The sequence below is a fragment of the Bradyrhizobium sp. USDA 4341 genome (genome assembly GCF_054063755.1).
The window spans coordinates 7,259,428-7,282,801 of the sequence record NZ_JBSSGO010000002.1 but is presented as its reverse complement, the minus strand read 5'-3'; the positions used below and the strand labels follow the sequence as shown (position 1 = coordinate 7,282,801).

Genomic DNA, 23,374 nt, shown 5'->3' with positions numbered 1-23,374 from the left:
ATACTTGGAACTCACACTGTTGATAATTAGCGCCAGGCTCGCGCAAAACGACATGCATCGCCGAACAGCCCCATCCATGAGCGCGCCTTGACAAAGGATTTCAAGGTCGCCTTCTCCTTCTCAACCTTGGGCGTACCATCGACCCGCACAAAGTTTTGCATTGCCTTAGAGATGAGCTGCGGATAGGTGAGAAAGAAGTTTTGTGAGTGAGTATGCATCAGGGGCGGCAAATCCTTGTACTTCTTGAGGTCCTTGATGACGAAGGACTCATCCAACATCTTCTTGTAGAGCGACAGATTTGTCGCTGTCATCGGCTCGCCGCGCGATTTCACCAGGCCGATCGCTTCGGCCGCTATGCGACCTGAGGTCATCGCGAGATTGGACCCCTCGCGATGAACGGCATTGTTGAGTTGCGCCGCATCGCCAACGACCACCCAGCCTTCTCCGTAGAGCTGCGGGATCGATTTGTAGCCTCCTTCAGGGATGAGATGCGCCGAATATTCCTTGACTTCGGAACCTGCTAGCAGAGGCAACACAGAGGGATGCCTTTTGAATTGATCGAGCAAGCCGTAGGGCGTCTGGCCGGTGCGCTGGAAATCGGCGACGAGACAACCGATGCCCAGCGAAATACACTCTTTGTTGGCATAGATGAAACCCATTCCGGTCATACCGCGGGAAATGGTGCCCGCCGCCTCGATCACGACGCCTTCTTCGCCCTTAAGATTGAAACGCGCTTCGATAGTCTCGCGAGGCAAGAAGTGCATTTCCTTGACGGCGAGCGCAACGTTATCGGGTGTCGGCCGCGCGCGCAGGCCCGCGCGCGTCCCAAGCAGACCATTGACCCCTTCAGCGAGCACGACGACATCGGCATGTATTTCGCCGTCGCGGCGATCTGTACGAACGCCGACAATCCTTTCACGCTCGTCCCGTACGAGCTCCGTCACGGTCGTCTCGCAGAGCACGGTCGCGCCGGCTTCGCGCACCTTTGACGAGAACCATTTGTCAAACTGCGCGCGTATGATCGTGTAACGGTTCGGCCGCTCCTCGTTGAAGTCGTCCGAGCGGTAATGCATCCCGACATGCGAGCGGTCGTCCATCATCCAGAACCGTTGTTCAACCAGATGACGTTCGAGCGGCGCCTCTTCGCGAAACTCGGGAATTAGCCTTTCCATCATGTCCGCGTAGAGAATTGCGCCCTGCACATTTTTCGATCCAGGATATTCGCCGCGCTCGAGCTGCAGCACCTTCATGCCTTGCCTGGCCATGCAGAGCGCCGCCGCGTTACCAGCCATACCGGCACCTACCACGATGGAATCGAACCTCTCTTCAATCATCATCATCTCCTCTAGACCGCGATCCGGGCGCGCGAATTCGGCAAGAGCCGAGCGCGAAATGCCGCCGTCAGCGCCGGCAGCAATTGCATGGCATCACTGACGATCGCAACATGGGCGAAGTCGAAGATCGGAGCACGTTTGTCAGTATTGATGGCGACGATCAGATCCGCCCCCTCGACACCCACCCGGTGCTGGATCGCGCCGGAAATACCGGCCGCAATATAGAGCTTTGGCCGGATCGTCTTGCCGGTCTGACCGATCTGCCGATCAGCCGTAACCCACCCCTTCTGCACCAGAGGACGCGAGCAGCCATATTCAGCGCCAAGAAGAGTTGCGAGCTCGCGCACCAGCCGGAAGTTCTCAGGCGATCCCAGTCCCAAGCCACCCGCAACCACGACGTCGGCATAGGCCAGATTTGACGTCTCGGAATCACGATCTGGGAGGAACGACAGAACTTTCGTGACAATATCGTCTTCGACAAGGCCGAGCGGATGGACGATGATACGGGCAGCATCACGTTCGACGCGCTCAGGCATCGGCATGACCCGCGGGCGCACTGTTGCCATCTGCGGACGATAATTCAAGGTATAGATCGTGCAGAGTAACGAGCCGCCAAAGGTCGGACGCGTCGCCGCAAGAGAACCATCGGCGTCGACATCGAGCGCGGTGCAGTCGGCAGTGAGTCCCGTTGACAAAGTCGTCGCCACGGAACCCGCGAGATCGCGCCCCAGCGTGGTCGCGCCCAACAGCAGGATCTCGGGCTTGTAGGTATTGACGAGTTCGGTGAGCGCCTTGGTATAGGATTCATTACGGTAATCCGCCAAAACGGCGTCGCTCACGAGATAGGTCAGATCGGCCCCATAGCAAAAGGATTCAAGTGCGGCGTTACGGGTGGACTGCCCCTCCGGGCCGACAACGACCGCGGCGAGATTCACCTTCAGCTTGTCGGCAAGCCTGCGCCCCGCTCCCATGAGCTCCCAGGAAACCGGATGCACCTGGCCGCGCTCCAGCTCGACGAAAACCCAGACATGCTTGTAGGCCTTAAAGTGTTCCGGCAGTTCCTTCTTGGCTGCTGCCCGGCCGGCCGCCGCAGGCACAGCCGTTTTGGTGACATTGCTCATGCTTTAAAGTCCCCTCAAGAATACGCGCGCCCGCGCCACAGGTTTGTATCTAGATTCAGTTGACTGAGGATCAGTTCTGATCAGTAAGTGGCCGGCTGCTCGGCTGCCCGGCCCGCTTAGTGCAAACCGACCAGGCAGTAAAACTCGTCATCGACGTAGACGCTCCGGGCGGGCCAGAGCCAGAGATGTCCTCGACGGTAGTGCCTCGCGCGCTCGGTTCGACAAGCGCCACGGTGCCGGCGACGCCGCTACGGCATCTGTGCCCGGAAGAGTTGTTGCGTCCGCCTGCTCTGCAGTATCGGCGCATCGCTTTCGGCCCAGCGCTCTGCACCGGGTGCGCCCACCAAAGCGATCGGAGCTGCGCACCTGTCATGCACTGCGTGGTCAGCCTCCAGCCCCGGCACCTTGCATCGGCCGAGCTTGGCGCCTCCGCCGGACGCATGTTGCTATCCGCGTTGCGACGAATGCCACTTTGCGCGCATCCGCGGACTCGCTCGACGCTGACGACTATGTACATGCCCTCTCCAGATGTTGCGCAACGGACGACTTAGCCACTGACCACCATCTCACGGTCGGTGTCGGCTTCGTTCGCATCAAAGGCCATATCGAACGGACGGGGCGCGAGCGTGAGCCGCGCGATCATGCCGCATCGCTCGGTAGGCGGTAGAAGCAGCGTCATAGGTGTTCCTTTTTCATCTCGGACGACCGCCATCTGTCAGCATCGATGACGGGATGGGCACGACAACAGCAAGTGTCGTACCACTTGCAAGAACCATCGAAAGTCAGGGGGAAGCAATGATTTGACAGAAACTTAAATGCTCGCTCAGGGCATTGGACACGATCAGTCCGGACATGGGTCGGGAATGCGACAGCGTCGCTCGGGTCATGGCTGGCGGAGAGATGATCTGGATGAAGGAGCTTTCAGACCGCACGGCAATCGTTAGAGAACACCTCATTACGGGGGAGCGCGAAGTCACTTCAGCTCGCTCAACGGAACAAAAGCTGTCGATTTGCCTGGGCCTGCAACCGCATCCTTCAAAACCTTGAATACTCGCTGATCAATCGGCGGCGATGCCACGAAATCAGCATAAGCCTGCTCCAGCATCGCTTTGCACCGAGCTCTGATTTCCGGCTCTGTGGCGCCAGAAAATTGCTCTTTGGCGAAATATTGTCCCATGCGCTTTAGGATGTGAAGGCGCGCGACATTTACAATCTTCGGATCATAATCGACGCCAAGCAGCGAAAAGAACTCCTCTGCCGACGAGGCGTTGCTAAGCCGGTCCAGGATAGGGGCTGCCGGGGATGAGTTGATCATCGAAAGGTCTCCTTTGGATCAGCTCTCGGACGCCAAATAAGATACTCTTAGCGCCTGATGATATTGCCGCGGTTCTACCTCGCACAGCGGGTGCGCATCGCCAACGCCCGCCCTTGGAACGCCGATGCGCTCAACTTCGCTCACCAGATCTGCTGGTTCGGCGGGCGCCGACGTCGGCCCGGATGAGGAAGGGGCATGAACGGCCAAACCGCAATCGGTGCTGATGCTCGCCCGACCGGTGGTCGGGCGGGACGGCAGCCTCAAGAGAAGACGTCGCTTGGCAGTCCGCGGACCGCTCGCTGCTGGATTGCAGATCACAGCATGTATGCTGGAATGGTCCGCAATAACTGGAGCGGAGATTTGCGGCCGGCGAACTGGCCTGAGGAAGAGGGGCATTTTCGCGCCGGTCACTGGCATCGGAGAGCCTCCTTGCGACACACTTGGTCTCTCGAATAGTCGGCGCAAACGTTGCTAAGCACGGCTCTTCACCCGCTTTGGGTGGCTGGGCATCCGCACACGTCGCGCCAGATAGCCGCCACCGTTTTGCGCTCGACTGGCAGCTTGTGCTCGATCGCGTGCTTGCGAACTTGCGACAGGATCTGTCTGGCTTGATCGGCGCTGGCGGCCAGCTTGAGTTCATCGAGCAACGCCGTAATCGCCGCAAGTCCGGAATGCTTGCCGATCACAAAGCGGTTGCGGCGGCCAAGCAAAGCCGGATCAAGCGACTGATAGGTGCGCTGATCCTTCAAAAGGCCATCGACATGAATGCCGGATTCGTGCGTAAATACGTACTCTCCGACGATGGCCTTATTCAGAGGAATGGCACGCGCGGCCGCCGCAGCCACCAGTGCGGCGACGTTCTCGAGCTCCGGAAGTATGATGCCGGTCTCGCGCCCGTAGAGCTGCTTGAGTGCGACCGCGACTTCCTCGAGCGGCGCATTTCCGGCCCGCTCGCCTAACCCGATGACGGTCACCGAAGCGTGGCTCGCGCCAGCTTTGATGGCTGAGAGTGTATTGGCGGTTGCGAGTCCGAGGTCGTCGTGGCCGTGAAATTCGAGTTCCAAATCGGTGGTCACACGCAATTTCCTGACCAGCGCGTAGGTTGCGTCGGGATCGAGCACACTGAGCGTATCTGCAACGCGAAAACGACACGCGCCCGCGGCTTTTGCGACTGCAATCAGCCGGATCAGAAACTCGACGTTGGCGCGCGAAGCGTCCTCGCCGCCAACAGAGACTTGAAGCCCCTTCTGACGAGCATAGCCGACCAATTGCCTCACCTGTTCCAGTGCCAGGCTACGATGACCACCGAGCTTGGCTGCGATCTGCACATCGGAAGTCGGGATCGACATGTTGATCATGGACACCCGGGCTTCAATCGCCGCATCGACGTCCGCTTTCCTCATCCGGCACCAGCCTATCGTCGTCAGCGGAAGATCTGCTTCGACAATGGCGCGGATTGCTGTGATTTCCTCATTGCCCATCGCGGGCGTTCCCGCCTCGATCTCCGTGACCCCGGCCCGCGCAAGCGCCTGCGCGATCGCCAGCTTTTCCTTCGTGGTGAACGCAACACCCGGCGCCTGCTCCCCGTCCCTTAACGTCGTATCGTTAAGCACGGTCGGCTTCGCGCGTTCTTGATCGAACCATGAGGATTCTTCGCTAGAGGCGATCACGCAGGCTGGCTCCTTATCTTTGACCACATCCCCTTCAGCAACCCGCATGCCACTGCGCTATCCCTGCCAAAGGATTGAAAATCTACGCTTCCTTCCTTAACCTCCTCCCGCCAATGGATTGCCGCAAACGCGACTGGCTCATGAAACGGGCGCTTTTGCCATTCCCAAGTCGAGTTCGAAAGCCAAAGCGGTTGCAGCGCGCCGCGATGTTGGCGATTGATCCCGGAGCAATTCAGGCCGGCATGTCTTGGATTCATGGTCACTTGCTCGCATTAAAGCGGCGTTTATCCGCACGATGACAAGCCGCGGGGATCGCCAGATCCTGGAAGCGTTGTCGCGCTGCAACGCACGAGAGCATTTGTGGCAAGTCAGATGGGCCAATCAGCGGTGACCTGCTGGCGAGCCGCCTCCAGCAACTGGTCGCGCCGGCGCTCGGCCATCCGGCTCTCACCGCTTTCTTCGCCGAAACAAAGGTTGAAGTCGTTACATTGCGTGCACACTGGTGTTGTGCACATCGCGAGGCCTTCATCCTCGCAAAGCATGCGATAGAAGAAACGCTTCCAACGCATGTGGTTGACATTGCGCGCGGCGAGCGGCGCGTAGTGACGGCTGAGCAGCCGAGAGAGCTCGCCACGATTGCGCAATCCGAGATCTTCCCATAGATGGTCTGGTTCGATGGCTCGTCGGGCGATCATGGCAGCCAGCCAACGGCCGAGATCTCCTTCCGTCGAGCGGTGCTTCAGGAGAAGATCGCGCACCATTGCGATTTCGTCGTTCTCGTTGCATTTGTACCTCAGGAGCTCATCGGGAAGTTCGACCTCAAGTGAGGGAAAGTACTGCGCGAGCAAAGCCGCGAGTTCATCGCCCGATAGGCCAGTCTTCTCCGGAAGAGCGCCACCATCCATCGTGGCAGCCGCCAGAATAGACGCCAAAGCGTGGCGGTCGAAATGACTGTCACTGGCAATGTCGGCATCCGCAGGAAGTACGCCGGTGAGGAGGCGGTAGGCTACAATTCCGTTGGAACTGCTCGCATCAGGCTCACAAGCAGCCATAAGCGGAAGGAAGTGCACTTCGGACATGATTTTGTGGGTCTCTATAGCGGCCAGGTTTGCCTCGCCGCGTCCTGGTCCCGGCCGGGAGCGCTGATCAGAATGCCGGCCTCCCCGGATGGGGGGTGAGGGAGGCCGGCATCCGTCGCGCGCCTTCACAAGGCCGCGACTCACGACCTTTACGAGGCCGCGAGTTCGGCGGCAGTTTTGCCGATGATGGATTCGTCGACCGGCTTCATAATGCCATGCTCCATCAGCATGTCCTCGAGCTCGTCCATGGAGATCGGTGTCGGAATGATACCCTTGCCGCCATTGTTGTGAACTTTGGTAGCGAGATTGCGATAGTGATCGGCCTGCTTCGAATCCGGCGCATACTCGAGCACCGTCATACGGCGGAGTTCGGCATGCTGGACCACGTTGTCGCGCGGCACGAAGTAGATCAGCTGAGTGCCTAGCTTCTTGGCCAGCGCCTCCGCCAGTTCCAACTCCTTGTCCGTCTGTCGTTCATTGCAGACCAGGCCGCCCAGCCGCACACCGCCCGAGTTGGCGTATTTCAGGATACCCTTCGAAATGTTGTTGGCGGCATACATGGCCATCATTTCACCGGACATCACGATGTAGATCTCCTGCGCCTTGTTTTCACGGATTGGCATCGCAAAGCCTCCGCAAACGACGTCGCCGAGCACGTCATAGGATACGTAATCAATGTTCTCATAGGCGCCGTTCTCCTCGAGGAAGTTGATCGAAGTGATGACGCCACGACCGGCGCAGCCGACGCCCGGCTCAGGACCACCGGACTCCACGCAACGGATGTCCTTGTAGCCGACCTTCATCACGTCCTCGAGTTCAAGATCCTCCACGCTGCCGGCGCTCGCCGCCAAGCTCAGAATCGTGTCCTGCGCCTTGGCGTGCAAGATCAAGCGGGTCGAGTCCGCTTTAGGATCGCACCCGACAATCAGGATTTTCTGACCCATCTCGGCCAGCGCCGCCAACGTGTTCTGGGAAGTCGTCGACTTGCCGATGCCACCTTTTCCGTAGAACGCGATTTGCCTTAGTGAAGACATGTTGCTCTCCATCAACCGATTTGCGAAAAGTTGCGCGCTTCTGACGCGCGAGCTTGTTTCTCTCTCTCAGAAACGGGGCACACGGGTTCAAGGGAAGGAGCACATCGCTCGTCTTACGCGTCGGCGTGCACTCAGCCCTCACTCAGTGTTGCTGCCCGATATTAGCAACCGCCGTGCCAACGCTCGTAAGCGCTACCCAAGTCTTTGATTACATTTAAAAAGCCACGTGCCCGCGAGTGCGCCTGGCTGTTTTGGAACCTATCGGTCAGCGCGGCTGTCAGAAAACGAACAAGAGCGGCAACCGCTGACGCGAAGCCCATTTGCATCGGCTGTCCCATATCTTCAGCCACGGAATGGGACTTGCTACGCCACACGTGAACCGGCTCTCTGGGACTTGAGCGGTGCGACAATGTCGGTTGCGATCCAGACTGACCGGACAGCGGATGCCAGCGGCGCTTAGCCAACTGACATTGAAGATAATCGGCAAGACCATCGATGGGCGTCGAACGCAGCAGCGACATGGCCATCGTTCAGCTCAGCGCTGCCAACATAGGTATGACATGGCGACAATCACCTTTTATCAAAAGCCCGGCTGCGCGACCAATGCGCGTCAGATTCAAGCGTTCAACGCTGCCGGTCACGACATCATAGCCAAAGATATTTTGATGGAGCCGTGGGCTTCGGAAGAACTGCGCCGCTTCTTCGGCAATACCCCGGTTGCCTCCTGGTTCAACCAAGCGGCCCCCGTATCAAATCAGGCGAAGTCAATCCCGCCATGATTGACGCCCAGCGCGCACTGGCGTTGATGTTAGACGATCCGCTCCTGATACGCAGACCTCTGATCGACGTCGATGGATCACGATGCGCCGGATTCGATCATGAGCTCGTGCTGTCGCTGCTTGGCCGCAAGACCCCAGATGATCTCGAGGGATGTGTGCATGACGCAAACGAGACGCGCTGTCCGCAAACGTGAGGCTAGGACAGAAGGCTTTGACGCGAAGAACCACATTTTTCTGCTTGCGGCTTTGTTCGTGACCGCCGATTCGGACCCTCGCTGAGAAGGCCAAGCTGGCTGTTCCGTAACACGGATCTGCCGATATTGCGCCTCGGGTGAATGCTGCCTCTACCGGGCCTGCAATGTGCGGGGTTGCTGCATTGCCACTTTGATTTTGCATGGCCCAACGGGCATGGATTGGATCGGGGCATCAAGCCAACAAACAATCTCCTGAAGAGATTGGACTCAGCACGGACTATGAATCGAACAGCTATCAAGCAAAGACAACGACGCTTTTAGCCGTGCTTCTTATGCAACTCAGCCGCATAATTCCGGTGAGCCCGCCACTATTTTGATCCGCATCAAATCCTCCGCCGCCTGTCATGTGTGACAGAGATCTCGCGCGCCTTATCGCGCGACTTTTGGAATGGAGAATTCGATGAGAACAAGAACAATTCTGACGACGACGTCGCTCCTCACGCTCGCGATCTCGCTGGCCAGCATCTCGGCACAGGCTGCAGATCTCGGTCCGGCGCCGGTTTATTACAAAGCACCCCCGATCGAACCGTTCAGTCCATGGATGATCCGCCTGCGAGTGCTCGGCGTTTTGCCGGATACTGCAGGCAATTCAGTCCACGTCTCCGGGGTACCTTCGCTGTCTTCTCCCAACTCCGGTCTGTTGATCAGCGATCAAGCCATACCGGAGCTCGACATCACCTATTTCTTTACGAAGAACATCGCGGCCGAACTCATTCTCGGCGTGACCCGCCATCACATCAGCGGCACTGGCACGCTTAATGGACTCGATATCGGCAACGCCTGGCTATTGCCGCCGACGCTGACCCTGCAATATCACTTCAACGATTTCGGCCCACTGAAGCCTTATATCGGCGCAGGCATCAACTACACCGCATTCTTCAATCAGTCGGCGGCCAATACGTCGCTCGCCGGCCTTACTGTGACGGATCTGCACATCAGCAACCAGTTCGGCGCGGCGGTCCAATTTGGCTTCGATTACATGCTTGACCGTCATTGGGGCCTCAACTTCGACGTGAAGAAGCTGTGGCTGCGGCCAGACTATTCTGCGACCGTAAACAATGCGATTCCCGTCTCCGGGCGCGCCAATATCGACCCATGGCTCATCAGTGGCGGCATCGCTTACAAGTTCTGACGTCAGAACAGGATCCAGAGAAGAAGACAAGGTTGATCAATCCGGACGCGGCGAGCCATCGAGCGCGTCCTTCAACCGCACCGCAGTTCATCCGCGAGCGAGATGGCGTGTCAAAGACGCGTCGTCTCGCGAAAAACGTGAGCGCCATCCGCACCTTGCGCTTGCGGCGTGCTGCGTAGGGACAGTATTAAGTGACGCGAACAGATTAATCGAACAGCCATCGAAAGAAACACGTTCTTGCTTTGTCAGGCGTTGCGACCGTGCCAGTTGCCGATCGGGTCTGAAAATTCAAGGCGCCGCGCTGCGCCGTGACAATGATAGTCTGACAAGGGAGTTGACGCTCAAGGTTCAGGGCCCGGGCACGAGCAGCGCTCGAATCTGGGCCCGTCTCACCGAACATCTCAAAGAGCGCCATAACGACAAGCTCCATGACGCGCTGTTCGCACGTCCTGACGCCTGAGGGCCACCCGGTCATCCTGAGCCGACCGACGTACCGAGGGAACAGCTCATCGACGGAGAAGCTGTCCATGCTTGATTGCCCGGCCAAGCGGCGCGAAGCAAGGCGCTTAGCTGCGCTTTACCACCATTACGAGGCGGTCGACACGTTTACCCTGCTTGAGATGGGATTCCAGGATTTCGTCGACGTCTTCCGGCGTAGTCGCGCGGTACCAGATTCCGTCAGGATAGACGACCATCAAGGGACCGGAGTTACAATAGCCGAGGCAGCCAGCCATCGTGAAACCGATATCGTTAAGGCCTTGCGCTTCGATCGCCTTGCCCATTCGATCCCACAATGCTTGCGCGCCAGAGGCGCCGCAACTGCCGTGCGGATGAGTGGGCGGACGCTGCGTGTTGCAGGCAAAGACATGATGCCTATAAATTTGGGGGAGCTCGAATTCGGTTTCTGAGTCCATGCGCTTATCCTGTGATCAATGCGAGCGATCCGAAAGAGACATGGCCCGGGCTCGCATCGCCCTCACAGGGTCTCTTGCTGTCGAACGCCGCATCGATAGATTGATGCTACTGATTTCGATGCGCGCCTGCGAACGCAGGCGAAATGAGCGAACGCAACACTAATTGTAAACGCTGAAGATCAGCCACAGATGACTCACGTCTGGCACAAGCTTCCTGATTCGTTTCAACGTCTTCTCCTACCATCGCAATCTCTTCGCTCCTACATTGCTCAACCATCCGATTGCTGCAAAGCAAGTTCCACACCAAATGCAGAATCCTCGCGTTTTTACGACTATCTCTTGTTCTGCCGAGGCGCTCCTCATCGTTGATGCTGGAGTTCCGACAATGTCGTTTCTCTTCTGTTCTGGACAGGACAATCGTTGGCTTCGCGTTTGACGCCCCCCATTCTGCTTCAGCCGTTCGCACGCATGATGTGCGCTCCGCTGTTTTTGATCTATTGTTTACCTCAACAGGATAGCGCCTGGCGCAAACGCCCCGACAGTCAGAGTGAACGCAGACCCGCGTTCAAGGCTATAGGTTAAGCTGCCCGGACTTGATCGGCCGTCACGAAGCCGGCAACACAGCGGTCCTGGATCGCGCCCACAGCCCTCCACGATACCGTCAAGGCGCGCTTACCGCCTCAATGCCGAACAGCGAACGCGTGTTCATTCATGCATGCGTCCGTAAACCGGCGGCCCCCGAAGATCGCGGCGCCACTCGCTGAGAGGTCGCATTGAGGCGTTTGGCATCGCAATTGCAGCGCAGAAAATAAGCCAGCCGTCGCTGACGGCCAAAAGCTTCTGACACAGGATCGTCATTCTTCCTCCCAAACGATCCTGTCAGTCTGGGTCTCCCCATTTTCGCAGCCCAGACGGTGTCCTCGGCGGACTTCCAGCCGCCGAGGACATTTCTTGAACATGTTCTATCGGCCGGCAGCAAGAAGCACGTCCCGCCTGCGAGATCCATTTGGCGAGTTGACGTAAGAGCAACCTTTTGTTGGTACGGCAGAGCTCGCTGGCGCCCGGCAGCAAGGCGTTGGACTGCCGTTTGCTCTGACAAGCTAAGAAGGCACAATACCCATCTAGACCAACGCTCAGGAGCGACGATTTCGTCCTCCGATAAAATCCCTCAGCAACTTGAACAACAGCCAAATGATAGGCCGTTAATCCGGATGGATCGTGATATCCATTGTTTCTTCGCTGTCCTCGAAGCGCTCGGAAGCCCGATCCTCCTCCAGCAGCTTGACGCCGCATAGGCAAACGTCACCTTCGATCACGGCGAGCGCTACCGGCTCAAGCGCTTGTCCATTGCAGGGACCATCGATGCACACTCCGGTCTCGATCTCGAATCTTGCACCGTGCCGGCCGCATCTGAGATAGGAGTGGTCCGCCGAAAAAAACTCGCCGGAGCCGATGTTGAGCCAGACGTCGTCATGCGGACAACGGTTGACATAGCCAAAATAGTCGTTGCCGAAGGTGCGCACCACAATAATGGAAAACAGCCGGCTCTCGCCGCTATCATCGATACGCGACAGGCTAAAGCCCCTGGCGCCACTCCGCTCGATGGCATTGGCCGGACAGACGGCAAAAACCTCGATCTGATCGCGCATTGGGTTCCCGATCATCGCTTGGCTCATCCCGGCCTCGCAGTTTCCTGCTTGAAGGCATCGACCGTAGTACGGCTCAGTCGAAAAATGCCACGGCCACGAGCGAGCGGTCGATATGCCGAGCTAGCGCGGGCGTTGAGGACTTCAAACCATTGGTTCGGCGTGAGCTTTGCCGGGCGCTCGCTGATCTGGACCACTCTTCCGTTCGGAGCGAAGCGGACGTGAATGATGACTTCTTGTACGTTCATAGTAATCTCTGTTTGACTAAATCGAGACAGCCCAGCCGAAAACCGATGATGGCGTGCTCAGATTCGAGCATCTTGGCGCGCCGGCCTTAAGCCACGGTGTTGGCACGGCACTTTGCGACGATCGAGCAGGTTTTCTGCAAGCGCGAGGCTAGAGGATTTCTCCCGCGGCATCCCGAACAATACATGATGCAGCGGCATGCGGCGTGCTCCGCATTTACGCGGATCGCTATCTACCTGCGGAGCATCGCATGACATGCGCTCGGTCGATTTCTCATCTCGCGCACGCCCAGAGCTACGATTGTGCTCAATCAATCCTCCTCCTTTCATGTGGTGCATAACGATCATCTCAGTAGATCGCCGCACCTGCGCCCACGTTGATCGAGGCATCTTTCACGGTCTCCACGATTAACTCGATCTGCTTGTTCGTGAGATGGGTGTGAAACGGCAGCGCTAAAGCGCGATCGGCGACCTTTTCGGTAACCAGGAAATCGCCACGGCGATAGCCGAGGTCAAAATAGTGGCGTTGCAAATGCAACGGCTGGCTGTAGGCAGCTGACTGAATCTGGGCGGCGCGCAGATCATCGATGATGGCGTCCCGACCGGATCGCGTGAAGCGTGTCCCCAATTGAACGAGATAAAGCATCCAGTTCACATCCGTCACATCGGGACCGACATAAGGCGGCTTGATGCCTTCAAATGACTGGATATGCGCGTTATAGAGCTGCTCGATGAGCCGACGCCGCTCCAGGATTTCATCGAGACGCTTCAGCTGCGCCAGCCCCAAGGCAGCCGTGAGATCGCTCATGCCAGCCTGGTAAGGCGCTGTGCTCGCGACGACAATTGAGAATCGCTCGTCCAGGCGGTGGGCGCGATGGCGGCGCAACCCAAGCGCAATATCGATGTCATCCGTCACCACCATTGCGCCTTCACCGCAGCTTAGGGCTACCGGCTGGGCAAAGTCGAACACGGCCAGGTCGCCAAATCGGCCGACGAGTTCCCCCTTGTAGCTCGACCCGATCGCCTCGGTAGAATCCTCCAAGAGCAGCAGCCGGTGGCGCTGTGCGACCGTCTGCAGTTCTGCCCATGGCGCAGGATGACCGTTGGGATTGCCGGCGACAATCGCCCGCGTGCTGGCCGTAATGCTCTCTTCGACCTTCGCTGGAAGCAATGTTCCCGACCAATAGTCCACGTCGGCAAATACCACACGTGCGCCTGCGAGACTGATGGCATGCACTGTTTCGCGAAAGCCGTAGGGCGAGGCGATGACCTCGTGCCCTGCTCCGATCCCAAGCGCCTTCAGTGCAAGCAGGAGCCCAATCGTACCACTCGAAACCGCAACGGCATGTTTGCGACCCAGATAAACCGCGAAAGCCTGCTCGAACGCCTCAGTGATCCGCCCACTGGAGATCTGCGACGAACACAACAGCGTTTCCACTGCAGAGAGCTCAGCGACGGTAATATCCGGATCCGACAGTGGGATGAAGGATGCATTGCTCTCCACATCTTGCGCGCCATCGCACGGATGCTCTGCGAGCTCAGTGCTGCTCACTGCGCAGCGCTCCTTTTGGCCAATATGATGCCAGTCGCCCGTGCCGGATCGGCCGTAATCTGTACGCAGTGATCCGATCCATCGATCAGATGGAGATCGAAACGCACAAACTGCCGGAATGGCTGATCCGGCATATCCGATGCATCACAGCGCACACAAGCAAGCTGCGGAAAGCGGCGCCGCAGCTCGACAAACGGCCCCTCCTCGGCCCTGTCGGCCGCAAGCAGCTGCTCGATTTCAATCAATTCCTGCGCAGTGAGCGTCATCGTGGCTCCTCTGTGCCCCCTCAAAAGCCGTCCCTCATTGCCAGAACAGACGCTCCGGATCCGCGTTCAATTCGTCGATTGCTGAAGTCAGGCGGTGATACAGGCTGTAAAACTCCCAGATTCCTTGGGCGTGGTTCTTGCAAAACACCTTCCAAATTCCGCTCACGCCATCATAAAGAATCAGCGCGACGTCGATTAGCGCGCCGTCCTTGTCAATATTGCGCGAGCAACAGGGGCTCTCGACGAGGTAGCCGCCTTTCACCGGCGTCACCTTCGGCGAGACGTAGAGATAGCGCTTGCGGGAGCTCAAGCTGCGCTCGATCCGCTTGCGATCAAGCTCGTTGGGGTGCGCCACCAGCCCGGTCTTGACCTTCCTCATCAGCCCGGCATTCATCGAGAAAGCCTCCCTTCAAAGAACTGTGATTTCTTCTTCAAGACAGCCGATGAGCAACCGTTCTCCAAAATCGACAGTATAGATCGGAACGTTCGCTTCGGTATGGATGGCAACTCTGATGATCTCTCCGGCCACTCCGGCGCCGAGCAAGATGCCCTCAGGCTCCACATTGGGAAAAGAGCCGTCGTTGATGAGGTCGACTGCGGTTTTAACCCGCTGGCCCCGCCGATATTTCGGAAAACCGGGTTCACTCACGACACGGCCTCCTCCGGCAGCGGCAGATCATCGATCTCCTCGCTAGCATCCATAGGCTCGAGTTCCTTGCGTTTCATGCCAACGCGGTAGCCGCTTTCCAGAAACTCAACGCCGTAGATGTAGAACTGCTGCAGGAACGTGCCGATCGAGATGACGTAACCGATCTCTCCCTTCTTGACCAAGATGTCGCCGATCTCCCTGCCACGAAAGGTGCCATCATTCCGGATGGTGCGATTGGCTCGTACCTTTTGGCTAAAACTGAAGACAGGCGGCTCGTCGAGCTCGACGACGTCGCTGTCGCGAACAATACCGCTCATGTAGCGCTCCTCATGCATCGCTCGTTGGTAGACCATGCAGGGATGCTGCCCGGCCTGACCAGGAGACACGATTGTGCTCATCCCTCGCCGCACTCAGCCGATTCGCCCACAGCAATTCGGTTCGCCAGTTCATGTCGACCTGCTGATCAGGATGTCGCTGTAGGGCAGTTCGTGCCTTGAGTGACAGCCGTTCAGCGATATCTAGCCGCGCTCTAGCGTATTGGCCCGTAGCTACACCAAGTAGCCCCGCAACGGCAGCGCGACGCGGCACGATGTGACGGAACTGGACGTCCTCAGCGCAAACCGATTGATTGCGGAGCTGCGGGGCGAAGTGGCGCGCGAGGGCGCCGCCAGCTCCTTGTCGGTCAGCATCGGCATCATTTCGCCGTATGAAACGATGTTCCTGCTTGGACGACGAGGCTTCTATGGCCATCAAGCATCGACGATAAGACAATGGCATTACCCTGCGTCGACACGATCGCTCGGACCTCGACGTCTGCGCGCCAAGTGCCGCCGTTGCTGAGCGCGGGATTCCGCTGGAAGAAGTGCTGGAGACGTTGCCGGCACGATCATTTGCGCAAATAGCCGAACACCGGCAGTCGCATGCTTTTCTGCGCGACGGACGAGCGCAGGTACTGTAACTTGAGTGATGGGCGGCCTCGCCAATGTGATCGATCATCGGATTGGCTCCTCCGCTCCAGAACGTCCGCGAACGATTCGGCACCGATCGTGTCAGCCGGTTCGAGTTCGAACAGCTTGGTCGCGGCCTTGCCCCTTCTTCCAGATTGCCGAGCAATATCGGGAGGCCGGTGAAGTCCTTCAACACGTTGGGATGAAACCGCGGCATGATGATATCGGCGGGATCTCGAGCAGCATCAGCTGCGTTCGCCATTCGCCAGCCTTGGCACGGGACTTCGCCGAAAGTACGCGCGATCAGCGCTCCCTGACCGGCAGATGGCGACTTGGCTGCTGCCTCGAAGGTCATCGGCAGCTTCGCTCGTCCGGCGCATTCCGCGATGTTGCGGCTCGGTACGGCTGATCCCGCCGGGCATGCGCCGGTCGGCGTGGCCTCGTCAGTCACATCAACGATACCCGCGCTGCCTAGAAGCCTACGCTCGGAGTTGAGAGGCGTTTTTGGCGCGCCGCGCCAAATCAAATGCCGGCCGACGCTCCGCTGCCGGCGAGCAACAGCACGATCGCAGGGACATCCTGAGCAGCCGCCTTCGCGAACGGAGGTGCGAAGGTCGAGACCTGCGGTGCTGACAACGCGCCGCACGAAGTTTGCAAAGTTCACAGCCCCAGCTCTTGGCATGCCGTTCATGGAAGCTCGCGTCCTAGCCTGGCGCCTGATAGCGGGGCAACGAGGTGTCAATTACGCAGGTATTGTCGACCGGACAGGCCGCGGCGCATTGCGGCTCGTCGAAATGGCCAACACATTCGGTGCATTTCGTCGCTTCGATGACAAAGCTTCCTCCCTTTTCCGAGATGGCAGCGTTCGGGCATAAGGGTTCGCAAGCTGAGCAGCTGGTACACTGAGAGGCGATGATCCTGAATGGCATATACCCCCCTTACGCCGCGGAGATCAGAGCTCCCTGGCGGATCGCCGCGTCGCCGCGCCTCTCGTGCTGGACATCGCCGCTCTTCACCTTGTCGAGATAGGACCTGAACCAGGCGATCGTCGACTTCTCGATGAACTCATGCGCGTATTGATCAACCGGCTCGATCCCGGCCTTGATCAGTTTGCTTTTTGGGCAGCCACCGATCTTGGCCACGAACACCGCATGGCAGTCCTGGATGCCACGAATGATGGTCGAAAGCCTGTCTTCCTCGCCATAACCGTCCTGGCAGTAGACGTCGACGCGACGGTGACCGATGAATTTGGCGCCGGATGTTGAAAGTTCATATACTTGGAATTCCTTTGTATGCCCAAAGTGCTCGTTGATGAGTCCCGCGCCCTTGGTTGCGACCGCCACCAGAACCGTGATCGCGCTCGTCTCGCCGGCGAACTGTGAAAGCTCTTGTTGGTGGGCCACGACGCTGGCGGCACGCTCGTCCTCCACCCTGTCTTGATAAGCCTTCCGCGTCCCAAGGTCATATTTGACGTCCATTTTCATGATCTGATCGGCACTGAACTCTGCGCTGCGATCCTCTCCTATCAGTCCGACAGCATCAGCGCGGCACTGGCGACAATGCCGCATCATGTTCATCTTCCCTTCACAAGCATCCTGCAGCGTCTTCAATTCCTGCGCCGTCGGCCCCCGCTGACCGTTTAGGCCAAACACCGTGCCGTACTCAGGCGCGGAGATCAGCGGCATGATGTTGTGAAGGAAGGCACCGCGCGCCTTCACCGCCTTGTTGACCTCGACCAGGTGCTGATCGTTGATGTGGGGGATCATCACCGAGTTGACCTTGCACAGGATCCCCCGTTCGCTAAGCATCTCCAGTCCTTGCAGCTGACGGTCGGTGAGTATCCTCGCCGCATCGATGCCGGTGTAGCGTTTATGGTTGAAGAAGATCCAGGGATAGATCTTGGCGCCGATTTCGGGATCGATCGTGTTGATAGTGATGGTGACGTGGTCGATTCTGGACCTGACGATCGTGTCAATATGGTCCGGCAGAGCCAGTCCGTTGGTCGACAGACACAGCTTGATGTCGGGCGCCGCCTTGGCGACCAGTTCGAATGTCTTGAACGTCTTTTCTGGATTGGCGAGAGCATCGCCGGGACCAGCGATTCCGAGCACGGTCATCTGCGGAATGGTGGTCGCGACCACGAGCACTTTTCTCACCGCCTGCTCGGGGGTGAGCTTCTCGCTCACCACGCCCGGGCGAGATTCATTGGCGCAGTCGTATTTGCGGTTGCAGTAGTTGCACTGGATGTTACAGGCCGGCGCGACCGCCACATGCATTCGGGCGTAATGATGATGCGCCTCTTCGCTGTAGCAGGGATGGTTCTTCACCTTTTCCCAGATTTCGCTCGGCAGATCGCCTTGGCTTGTCCGTGACCCGCAGCCTGCCTGGGCGGTCTTGGCTGCGGTGCGACAACCCTTTTGCTCAGCGGCAGACTGCATCATCGTGTCGTTATCCAGCGCAGCTTTGGCGTAACCTCCGCCCCCCACGACCGCATTCATTCTCTTTTTCCCCGCAGGCACATTGGCTTCCCAGGACCATCCGTGAGCGAGCCTCTAGACGAGGCGTAGCAACTCACATGCCATGGCGCAGAAGACGAACTTTCGTCGGTTTTTCATAGCGTTAGCGGACCCGGCCGACGTTGAGACATGTAAGAGCCGCAATGATACGCTTGTTAAGAATGCGACAGATGCGTCCTCATCCTCACTCAGAGCTTCGCGGGCTGGCGCGTCAATGATGGCGCCAAAGCGCGCGCAACACCCGGCTCCATCCGAGCGGGCCTTTCGTGCGCCGCCCCCACTCACAGCTGGCGATACCAGTTGGGCTATCCAGCTTCACACATCTAACGGGTGAGCAGTATCTCAACCGCGCAAGGGAGCCGAATCGCAAGCGGCGCCAGACCTTGTTCGAGTAGAAAACGGAACTCGTTGCGCGACAGCGTGTCCGGATCGACGATCGCATAGTGGGCGCCACCCGAGCGCTTGATAATCTGCCGCGCATAGCCGCGCAACAGCTGGTCGTTAAAGCGACAACCGATGAAGAGAAAGGCCCGTCCGCTCCGCCTTTCCTGGATGATGTCCGGAATTGGCGTCTGAATGTCGATCTCGGTCAAGGCCTCGACATAGTCAGCATCGGAGATCAGGAAGTTGTTGGCTGGATGCACGCTGCCATGCGGCTTATAGAGCACCGTCGCCCAGCTACCGGCCACGGCACTGTCGACCTCTTGGCCAGAGAAATCATAGAAGCGGTACCAACGATTCTCGCCAATGCCGGCACGGGTAATGCCCTGAACTTCACCCCAGCCCTCGCGCTTGCCCAGCGCGGCGCGCATTGCGCCATCGTACCATGCATCGACGATGACGGGAAGCGACAGGGACGCGAAATGATGATGTAACGGCGTCGGCTGCGTTAGCCGAGCGAAGGCCTGCACCATCAATGTCGTCAGCGTAGAGCGATGTTTGCTGACCTCGATATGCTGCGCCGATGCCCATGCGTTGCCTTTGGCCCGCCGAGGCAGCGCAACCTTGCGGGCGAAGAAGTCGGCCAGCGCCTCGGGCGAGGTCGGCACATTGGATTTGGACAGTCCGGTGAGGCCAGGACCGAGATAGGGCACCACGCGCGCAGCCCTTAACCCGGCAGCGATGTCGACGAGAATGGTCCTAGCCTCAGCTGCATCGACCAAGTCGATCCGCCGAGGCCCCTTCACTGACCCTCTCCGTCCGCTCCTCGTTTTTTGGCGTCGATTGTGATTGGTAATTTTGTATCGCTCGCCATCTTGGGCAAATCGAGTACCCAACCGTTGGCTATTTTGATCCACCCACCCCAGAGCGTCTCATACTCGGACTCAATGATCGGCTCTTCGAGATCTTTCTTTGGTACGTAGATCGACAGGCCTGCCTCTGGAGACCGGCGGATCATGATTTTCACATTGAACTCCTTGACTGTGAACCATGGCTGGCCAAGCGGGCCGACTCCCGCGAAGCGGCGCGCAGGCGAGCCACGATGTCAGACACGGCGCACACGACCTCGTCGACCTCTGCAAATGAGGTTTCTCGCGATAGCGAGAAGCGCACCGCGCCACGCATGCTCCACGCCGGCACCTGCATGGCCCGCAAGACATGCGATGGCTCCATCGAGCCCGCGTTACAGGCTGATCCGAGCGACACAGCAATGCCGGCTCGATTGAGATGATGGGCGATCGCTTCGCCTTCTAGATGGTCGAAGGCAATATTGGTCGTGTTCGCCAGCCGGTTATTGATATCGCCGAGCGCAGTGCACTGACCAATGTGCAGTATCCCCTGCTCCAGGCGGTCGCGCAACGCAGCAATGCGAACGCGCTCCGGTTCAAGCCGCTCCGCCGCGAGCTCTGCAGCCTTTCCAAGGCCGACGATTGCGGGAATATTCTCCGTTCCGCCGCGGCGCCGTCGTTCCTGGGATCCGCCCCAGATCAGCGGCCGGAAACTTGTCCCTTTGCGCAGATATAGCGCGCCGATGCCTTTGGGACCATGCAGTTTGTGTGCGGATAGCGACAGCATGTCGATCGCACTATCCTTAAGGTCTACGCGCATCTTGCCGACGACCTGGACCGCATCGGTGTGAAACAGCGCGCCCGCCTCATGGGTCAACCCTGCAAGAAACTCTACAGGAAATATCGTGCCGGTCTCGTTATTGGCCCACATAACGGAGGCAATCGCTGTGCGTGGCCCGAGCGCGCTGCGAAACGCCTCGATATCGAGCCGGCCGCGGGCATCTACCGGTACGACATGCGTCTTGACTCCGCTTGCCGCCAATTGCTCGGCTACGGCGAGAACGGCAGAGTGCTCGACAGAGGTGGTGACGATCTCGTCGCGGCCTTCCTGGGTCGCAAGCGCAGAGAGAATCGCGGCATTGTTGGCCTCGGTCCCTCCTGAGGTGAAAACGATCTCACGATCGTATGCGCAGCCTAGCAACGCCCGTAAGCTACCCCGGGCCTGCTTCATGGCGACTGCGACTTCGCCGCCAAAGACATGCGTGGATGAAGCGTTGCCGAATTGCTCTGTGAAGAACGGCAACATGGCTTGCACGACGGATGGATCGGTCCGGGTCGTTGCATTATTGTCGAGGTAAATCAGCACTTGAATCCCGCTCAATCCAGCGCCTCGCCGACAACCGCAATCGGGACGAGACGAACGCATTCGCCTATTTTGTCGACCAGCCTCGTCTGAATGCGGTCCAGCGTCAGTCTAGGACGCTTACAGAACGCGGATGCGCCGTTCAGACTGGCGATGGTCCTGTGGCTATTGGTCCGGATGAGCCGACAGTCGCCACGATTGCCATGCAGATCCGCTCGCATCTGTCCGATTGCGTCGCGAATGCGAAGCGCTCTCGCAGCCGACGATCGCCATACTTCTTCCGGTTCGGCCAGCATGCTGCGATGTTTCCCCTTTATCAGCTGAACGATTTGCCGCAGGAGCAGCTCGCGACGGCGTTCGGGTTTTGAAAGATGAATCCGGAACTATCCGGCGCCAGGACGAAATCAATGGTCGTGCCGATCAGATGCTCATGGCTCTTGCTGTCGACAAATACCTTCAGACCCCCGCATTCGATCACGGTGTCACCAAGCGTCGGCACCTCGGCCAAGCCCATCTTGTATTTGAACCCATTGCAGCCGCCTGCTTCGACCATAATGCGCAGGCCGCCGGTCGGCTGCATTGATGATGCCATCGCGCCTTTGATGGCACTCACTGCGCTATCTGTCAGGTTGATCATGGCTTACCCTCTCATGAGCTTAGGTCTGCCCGACAATGGCAAGTCATGTGCCAGCGTGCACAGCTTGATCCCGCTTACCTTTTTCTGATCGCATCTGTCGGCTTCAGCGCCGGTGTCGAGTTCGTGACAACGCTGCCTGGGACGATCGCCTCTCGTATACGCGTTTTGTTTCGCGGCACGGCTGGAGGTCGTTACAGAGACGGCGGCAAGCAATTTGCATCGCATCTGGCATCGGCCAGCGCGCCGGTGAAAAGCTCAAATCGAGGACGAATTTAATGACTGCAATCGAGAACACCGCACTCGGTCGACTTGAGAAGGAGGGCCGCCTGCTCAATGCTGTACTCAAGGGCGGGACGACCAAGCCGGGCCGGTTTGGCTTTCGCGGCGACATAGCACTAAAATTTCAGACGCAAGTCGCGGACGAGAAGCGGCCGCCGGACTATTCGATCGAACAGGTTCTGACGATCGCGCAGGACGGAGAACGTACTATCCCGGTGCTGGCCGGCTACCTGCACTCCTTGGCTTATCTTGCTGACGTCGCGGCCGTGCTTGACGGTGCGTTAAGCCAAAAGGGCAGTTATTTCTTGTTCTGTAACAACGTCGATTTGCTGGCGAAGTACCACATCAAGCTCGGTGGCATTACCTTCCACGTCCTGCCGTGCGATGAATCCACTGTTTGGAAGGAGATGATGGACCTGGTCGGGCTCAACAAGGACGACCTCAAGAAGCTGGATGCGGGCGGCAAGCTTGATTACCTCCTGGATGCGGCGAAGGCTCTCGACCTACCTTACGACGAGATCTCCTATGAAGACGGGCTGGAGAGGATGGAGCCGGTAAAAAACCGCAACGAGAACCGGCCGGTCTGAGCGCGGACGTCATTCGTTCCGGGACGCACCGTCTTCGACAAGACGCACGCCGGCGACACAGATATCGCCATCCAGCACTGTCAAGGCGATTGGCGTGAGCGTTCCGCCCTTGCACGGACCATCGACGCACAGCCCGGTTCCGAGCTCGAAGGTGGATCCGTGTTTGCCGCACATCAGCCGGACGCCGTCTGGATCGAGGAACTCGTTTCGTTCCCAGTCCAAAGCAACGCCGTTGTGCGGACATCTATTGAGATAGCCAAGCACCTTCTTACCCCAGCGTACCACAACGATGGACCACGGCCGGTGATTGCCGTCATGATCGAGGACCATAAGGTGAAAGCCCATGGCCTTGCGGCTCGGAATGTCGTTAAAACCACAAATCGCGTAAATAGCATCTACTTGCATTCATTGCTCGCCTATCACAAGGGCTCTGCCCTGTTGCTGTGCCTTGTGCTGCAAGAATCGTCGGAGTTCTGCTCGGCGTTCTCTTAGCCCAACGCGCAGCCTTAGCGGTGCCGCACGACTTGATCGGCTAGCAGAACCGCAAGCGCGTGCGCAGCTCGTTGCTCCTGGCGTAGGGGATCCATTCCGGCTTCCCAGCGTACGCGCATTGGTACTCCCAGGGTCTCTATAAAACAGGGTCTCTATAAAACTGATGCTCTATTGTACTGATAATTTGGTCCATTTGCTGGACGAGCCCGACAAGACGCTCGATCGTATGCTGGAACGTTCGTTTGGTCGCACACCCGATGGGGCACCTCGCGCTAGCCGTCGCAGAACGATTTTCACGATCGCCAACTTCGCAACCCGTTCAGTGATACCAGAT

25 protein-coding genes and 1 pseudogene are annotated in these 23,374 nt (G+C 58.4%); 3 read left to right on the top strand and 23 right to left on the bottom strand.

What is annotated here, in order from left to right; genetic code table 11:
- Nucleotides 1-26: 26 nt before the first annotated feature.
- The 8 genes from ACVIGB_RS40470 to ACVIGB_RS40435 all read right to left on the bottom strand — a co-directional run bounded on the left by ACVIGB_RS40470 (nucleotide 27) and on the right by ACVIGB_RS40435 (nucleotide 8,080).
- Nucleotides 27-1,334 (bottom strand): FAD-dependent oxidoreductase, encoded by a 1,308-nt coding sequence (locus tag ACVIGB_RS40470; RefSeq protein WP_456718460.1) that lies wholly within the window; start codon nucleotides 1,332-1,334, stop codon nucleotides 27-29.
- An 11-nt stretch (nucleotides 1,335-1,345) separates the two neighbouring features.
- Nucleotides 1,346-2,455, bottom strand: a complete 1,110-nt coding sequence (locus tag ACVIGB_RS40465; protein WP_456718461.1) for an electron transfer flavoprotein subunit alpha/FixB family protein — start codon at nucleotides 2,453-2,455, stop codon at nucleotides 1,346-1,348.
- Between the two features lie 547 nt (nucleotides 2,456-3,002).
- Nucleotides 3,003-3,134, bottom strand: a complete 132-nt coding sequence (locus ACVIGB_RS40460) for a hypothetical protein (RefSeq protein ID WP_456718462.1) — start codon at nucleotides 3,132-3,134, stop codon at nucleotides 3,003-3,005.
- A gap of 294 nt (nucleotides 3,135-3,428) precedes the next feature.
- Complete coding sequence (gene nifW, locus ACVIGB_RS40455; protein ID WP_456718463.1) at nucleotides 3,429-3,770, bottom strand: nitrogenase stabilizing/protective protein NifW; 342 nt, start codon at nucleotides 3,768-3,770, stop codon at nucleotides 3,429-3,431.
- A 485-nt stretch (nucleotides 3,771-4,255) separates the two neighbouring features.
- Complete coding sequence (nifV, locus tag ACVIGB_RS40450; RefSeq protein ID WP_456718464.1) at nucleotides 4,256-5,488, bottom strand: homocitrate synthase; 1,233 nt, start codon at nucleotides 5,486-5,488, stop codon at nucleotides 4,256-4,258.
- A gap of 320 nt (nucleotides 5,489-5,808) precedes the next feature.
- The gene (locus ACVIGB_RS40445; RefSeq protein ID WP_456718465.1) at nucleotides 5,809-6,519 is read right to left on the bottom strand and encodes a nitrogen fixation protein NifQ; all 711 of its coding nucleotides are present in this window, start codon (nucleotides 6,517-6,519) and stop codon (nucleotides 5,809-5,811) included.
- Between the two features lie 149 nt (nucleotides 6,520-6,668).
- The gene (gene nifH, locus ACVIGB_RS40440; protein ID WP_050403050.1) at nucleotides 6,669-7,553 is read right to left on the bottom strand and encodes a nitrogenase iron protein; all 885 of its coding nucleotides are present in this window, start codon (nucleotides 7,551-7,553) and stop codon (nucleotides 6,669-6,671) included.
- 161 nt (nucleotides 7,554-7,714) lie between these two features.
- Entirely contained in the window at nucleotides 7,715-8,080 is a 366-nt protein-coding gene (locus ACVIGB_RS40435; RefSeq protein WP_456718466.1) for a hypothetical protein, read from the bottom strand.
- Between the two features lie 33 nt (nucleotides 8,081-8,113).
- On the opposite strand from ACVIGB_RS40435, the pseudogene ACVIGB_RS40430 reads away from it, so the two are divergent.
- Both ACVIGB_RS40430 and ACVIGB_RS40425 read left to right on the top strand, forming a co-directional pair.
- Nucleotides 8,114-8,526 (top strand): annotated as a pseudogene (locus ACVIGB_RS40430) (ArsC/Spx/MgsR family protein).
- A 448-nt stretch (nucleotides 8,527-8,974) separates the two neighbouring features.
- Entirely contained in the window at nucleotides 8,975-9,718 is a 744-nt protein-coding gene (locus tag ACVIGB_RS40425; protein ID WP_456718467.1) for an OmpW/AlkL family protein, read from the top strand.
- Nucleotides 9,719-10,284: 566 nt separating this feature from the next.
- Here the strand turns inward: ACVIGB_RS40425 and ACVIGB_RS40420 are convergent.
- From ACVIGB_RS40420 to ACVIGB_RS40355, 14 genes are all read right to left on the bottom strand, one after another.
- Nucleotides 10,285-10,632, bottom strand: coding sequence for a (2Fe-2S) ferredoxin domain-containing protein (locus ACVIGB_RS40420; RefSeq protein WP_456718468.1), 348 nt, complete (start codon nucleotides 10,630-10,632; stop codon nucleotides 10,285-10,287).
- A gap of 1,202 nt (nucleotides 10,633-11,834) precedes the next feature.
- On the bottom strand, nucleotides 11,835-12,281 hold the full coding sequence (locus ACVIGB_RS40415) for a Rieske (2Fe-2S) protein (protein ID WP_456718469.1): 447 nt from the start codon (nucleotides 12,279-12,281) through the stop codon (nucleotides 11,835-11,837).
- 591 nt (nucleotides 12,282-12,872) lie between these two features.
- Nucleotides 12,873-14,027 carry a DegT/DnrJ/EryC1/StrS family aminotransferase gene (locus tag ACVIGB_RS40410; protein WP_456724958.1) on the bottom strand — a complete coding sequence of 385 codons (1,155 nt, stop codon included), beginning with the start codon at nucleotides 14,025-14,027 and terminating at the stop codon, nucleotides 12,873-12,875.
- Between the two features lie 44 nt (nucleotides 14,028-14,071).
- Complete coding sequence (locus ACVIGB_RS40405) at nucleotides 14,072-14,341, bottom strand: hypothetical protein (RefSeq protein WP_456718470.1); 270 nt, start codon at nucleotides 14,339-14,341, stop codon at nucleotides 14,072-14,074.
- A gap of 34 nt (nucleotides 14,342-14,375) precedes the next feature.
- The gene (locus ACVIGB_RS40400) at nucleotides 14,376-14,735 is read right to left on the bottom strand and encodes a DUF3024 domain-containing protein (RefSeq protein ID WP_456718471.1); all 360 of its coding nucleotides are present in this window, start codon (nucleotides 14,733-14,735) and stop codon (nucleotides 14,376-14,378) included.
- A gap of 15 nt (nucleotides 14,736-14,750) precedes the next feature.
- Nucleotides 14,751-14,990, bottom strand: a complete 240-nt coding sequence (locus ACVIGB_RS40395; protein ID WP_456718472.1) for a nitrogen fixation protein NifZ — start codon at nucleotides 14,988-14,990, stop codon at nucleotides 14,751-14,753.
- Nucleotides 14,987-15,307 (bottom strand): nitrogen fixation protein NifZ, encoded by a 321-nt coding sequence (locus ACVIGB_RS40390; RefSeq protein ID WP_456718473.1) that lies wholly within the window; start codon nucleotides 15,305-15,307, stop codon nucleotides 14,987-14,989. The genes ACVIGB_RS40395 and ACVIGB_RS40390 overlap by 4 nt, the downstream gene beginning before the upstream one ends.
- Before the next feature lie 1,334 nt (nucleotides 15,308-16,641).
- Nucleotides 16,642-16,866 carry a 4Fe-4S binding protein gene (locus ACVIGB_RS40385; RefSeq protein ID WP_456718474.1) on the bottom strand — a complete coding sequence of 75 codons (225 nt, stop codon included), beginning with the start codon at nucleotides 16,864-16,866 and terminating at the stop codon, nucleotides 16,642-16,644.
- Nucleotides 16,867-16,875: 9 nt separating this feature from the next.
- On the bottom strand, nucleotides 16,876-18,435 hold the full coding sequence (nifB, locus tag ACVIGB_RS40380; RefSeq protein ID WP_456718475.1) for a nitrogenase cofactor biosynthesis protein NifB: 1,560 nt from the start codon (nucleotides 18,433-18,435) through the stop codon (nucleotides 16,876-16,878).
- A 341-nt stretch (nucleotides 18,436-18,776) separates the two neighbouring features.
- On the bottom strand, nucleotides 18,777-19,622 hold the full coding sequence (locus tag ACVIGB_RS40375) for an SIR2 family NAD-dependent protein deacylase (RefSeq protein WP_456724959.1): 846 nt from the start codon (nucleotides 19,620-19,622) through the stop codon (nucleotides 18,777-18,779).
- A gap of 14 nt (nucleotides 19,623-19,636) precedes the next feature.
- Nucleotides 19,637-19,861: a putative nitrogen fixation protein NifT gene (gene nifT / locus ACVIGB_RS40370; RefSeq protein WP_456718476.1), complete on the bottom strand. Its 225-nt coding sequence runs from the start codon at nucleotides 19,859-19,861 to the stop codon at nucleotides 19,637-19,639.
- The gene (gene nifS, locus ACVIGB_RS40365; RefSeq protein WP_456718477.1) at nucleotides 19,858-21,063 is read right to left on the bottom strand and encodes a cysteine desulfurase NifS; all 1,206 of its coding nucleotides are present in this window, start codon (nucleotides 21,061-21,063) and stop codon (nucleotides 19,858-19,860) included. The genes nifT and nifS overlap by 4 nt, the downstream gene beginning before the upstream one ends.
- Nucleotides 21,060-21,341, bottom strand: coding sequence for a NifU family protein (locus ACVIGB_RS40360; protein WP_456718478.1), 282 nt, complete (start codon nucleotides 21,339-21,341; stop codon nucleotides 21,060-21,062). Before ACVIGB_RS40360 ends, nifS begins: the two co-directional genes overlap by 4 nt.
- A gap of 20 nt (nucleotides 21,342-21,361) precedes the next feature.
- Nucleotides 21,362-21,682 (bottom strand): HesB/IscA family protein, encoded by a 321-nt coding sequence (locus ACVIGB_RS40355; protein ID WP_456718479.1) that lies wholly within the window; start codon nucleotides 21,680-21,682, stop codon nucleotides 21,362-21,364.
- A gap of 275 nt (nucleotides 21,683-21,957) precedes the next feature.
- Between ACVIGB_RS40355 and ACVIGB_RS40350 the strand changes: the two genes are divergently transcribed.
- Nucleotides 21,958-22,548, top strand: a complete 591-nt coding sequence (locus tag ACVIGB_RS40350; RefSeq protein ID WP_456749293.1) for a hypothetical protein — start codon at nucleotides 21,958-21,960, stop codon at nucleotides 22,546-22,548.
- Between the two features lie 9 nt (nucleotides 22,549-22,557).
- Here ACVIGB_RS40350 and ACVIGB_RS40345 read toward each other — a convergent pair whose 3' ends face one another.
- Complete coding sequence (locus ACVIGB_RS40345) at nucleotides 22,558-22,953, bottom strand: Rieske (2Fe-2S) protein (RefSeq protein ID WP_456718480.1); 396 nt, start codon at nucleotides 22,951-22,953, stop codon at nucleotides 22,558-22,560.
- Nucleotides 22,954-23,374 lie beyond the last annotated feature (421 nt).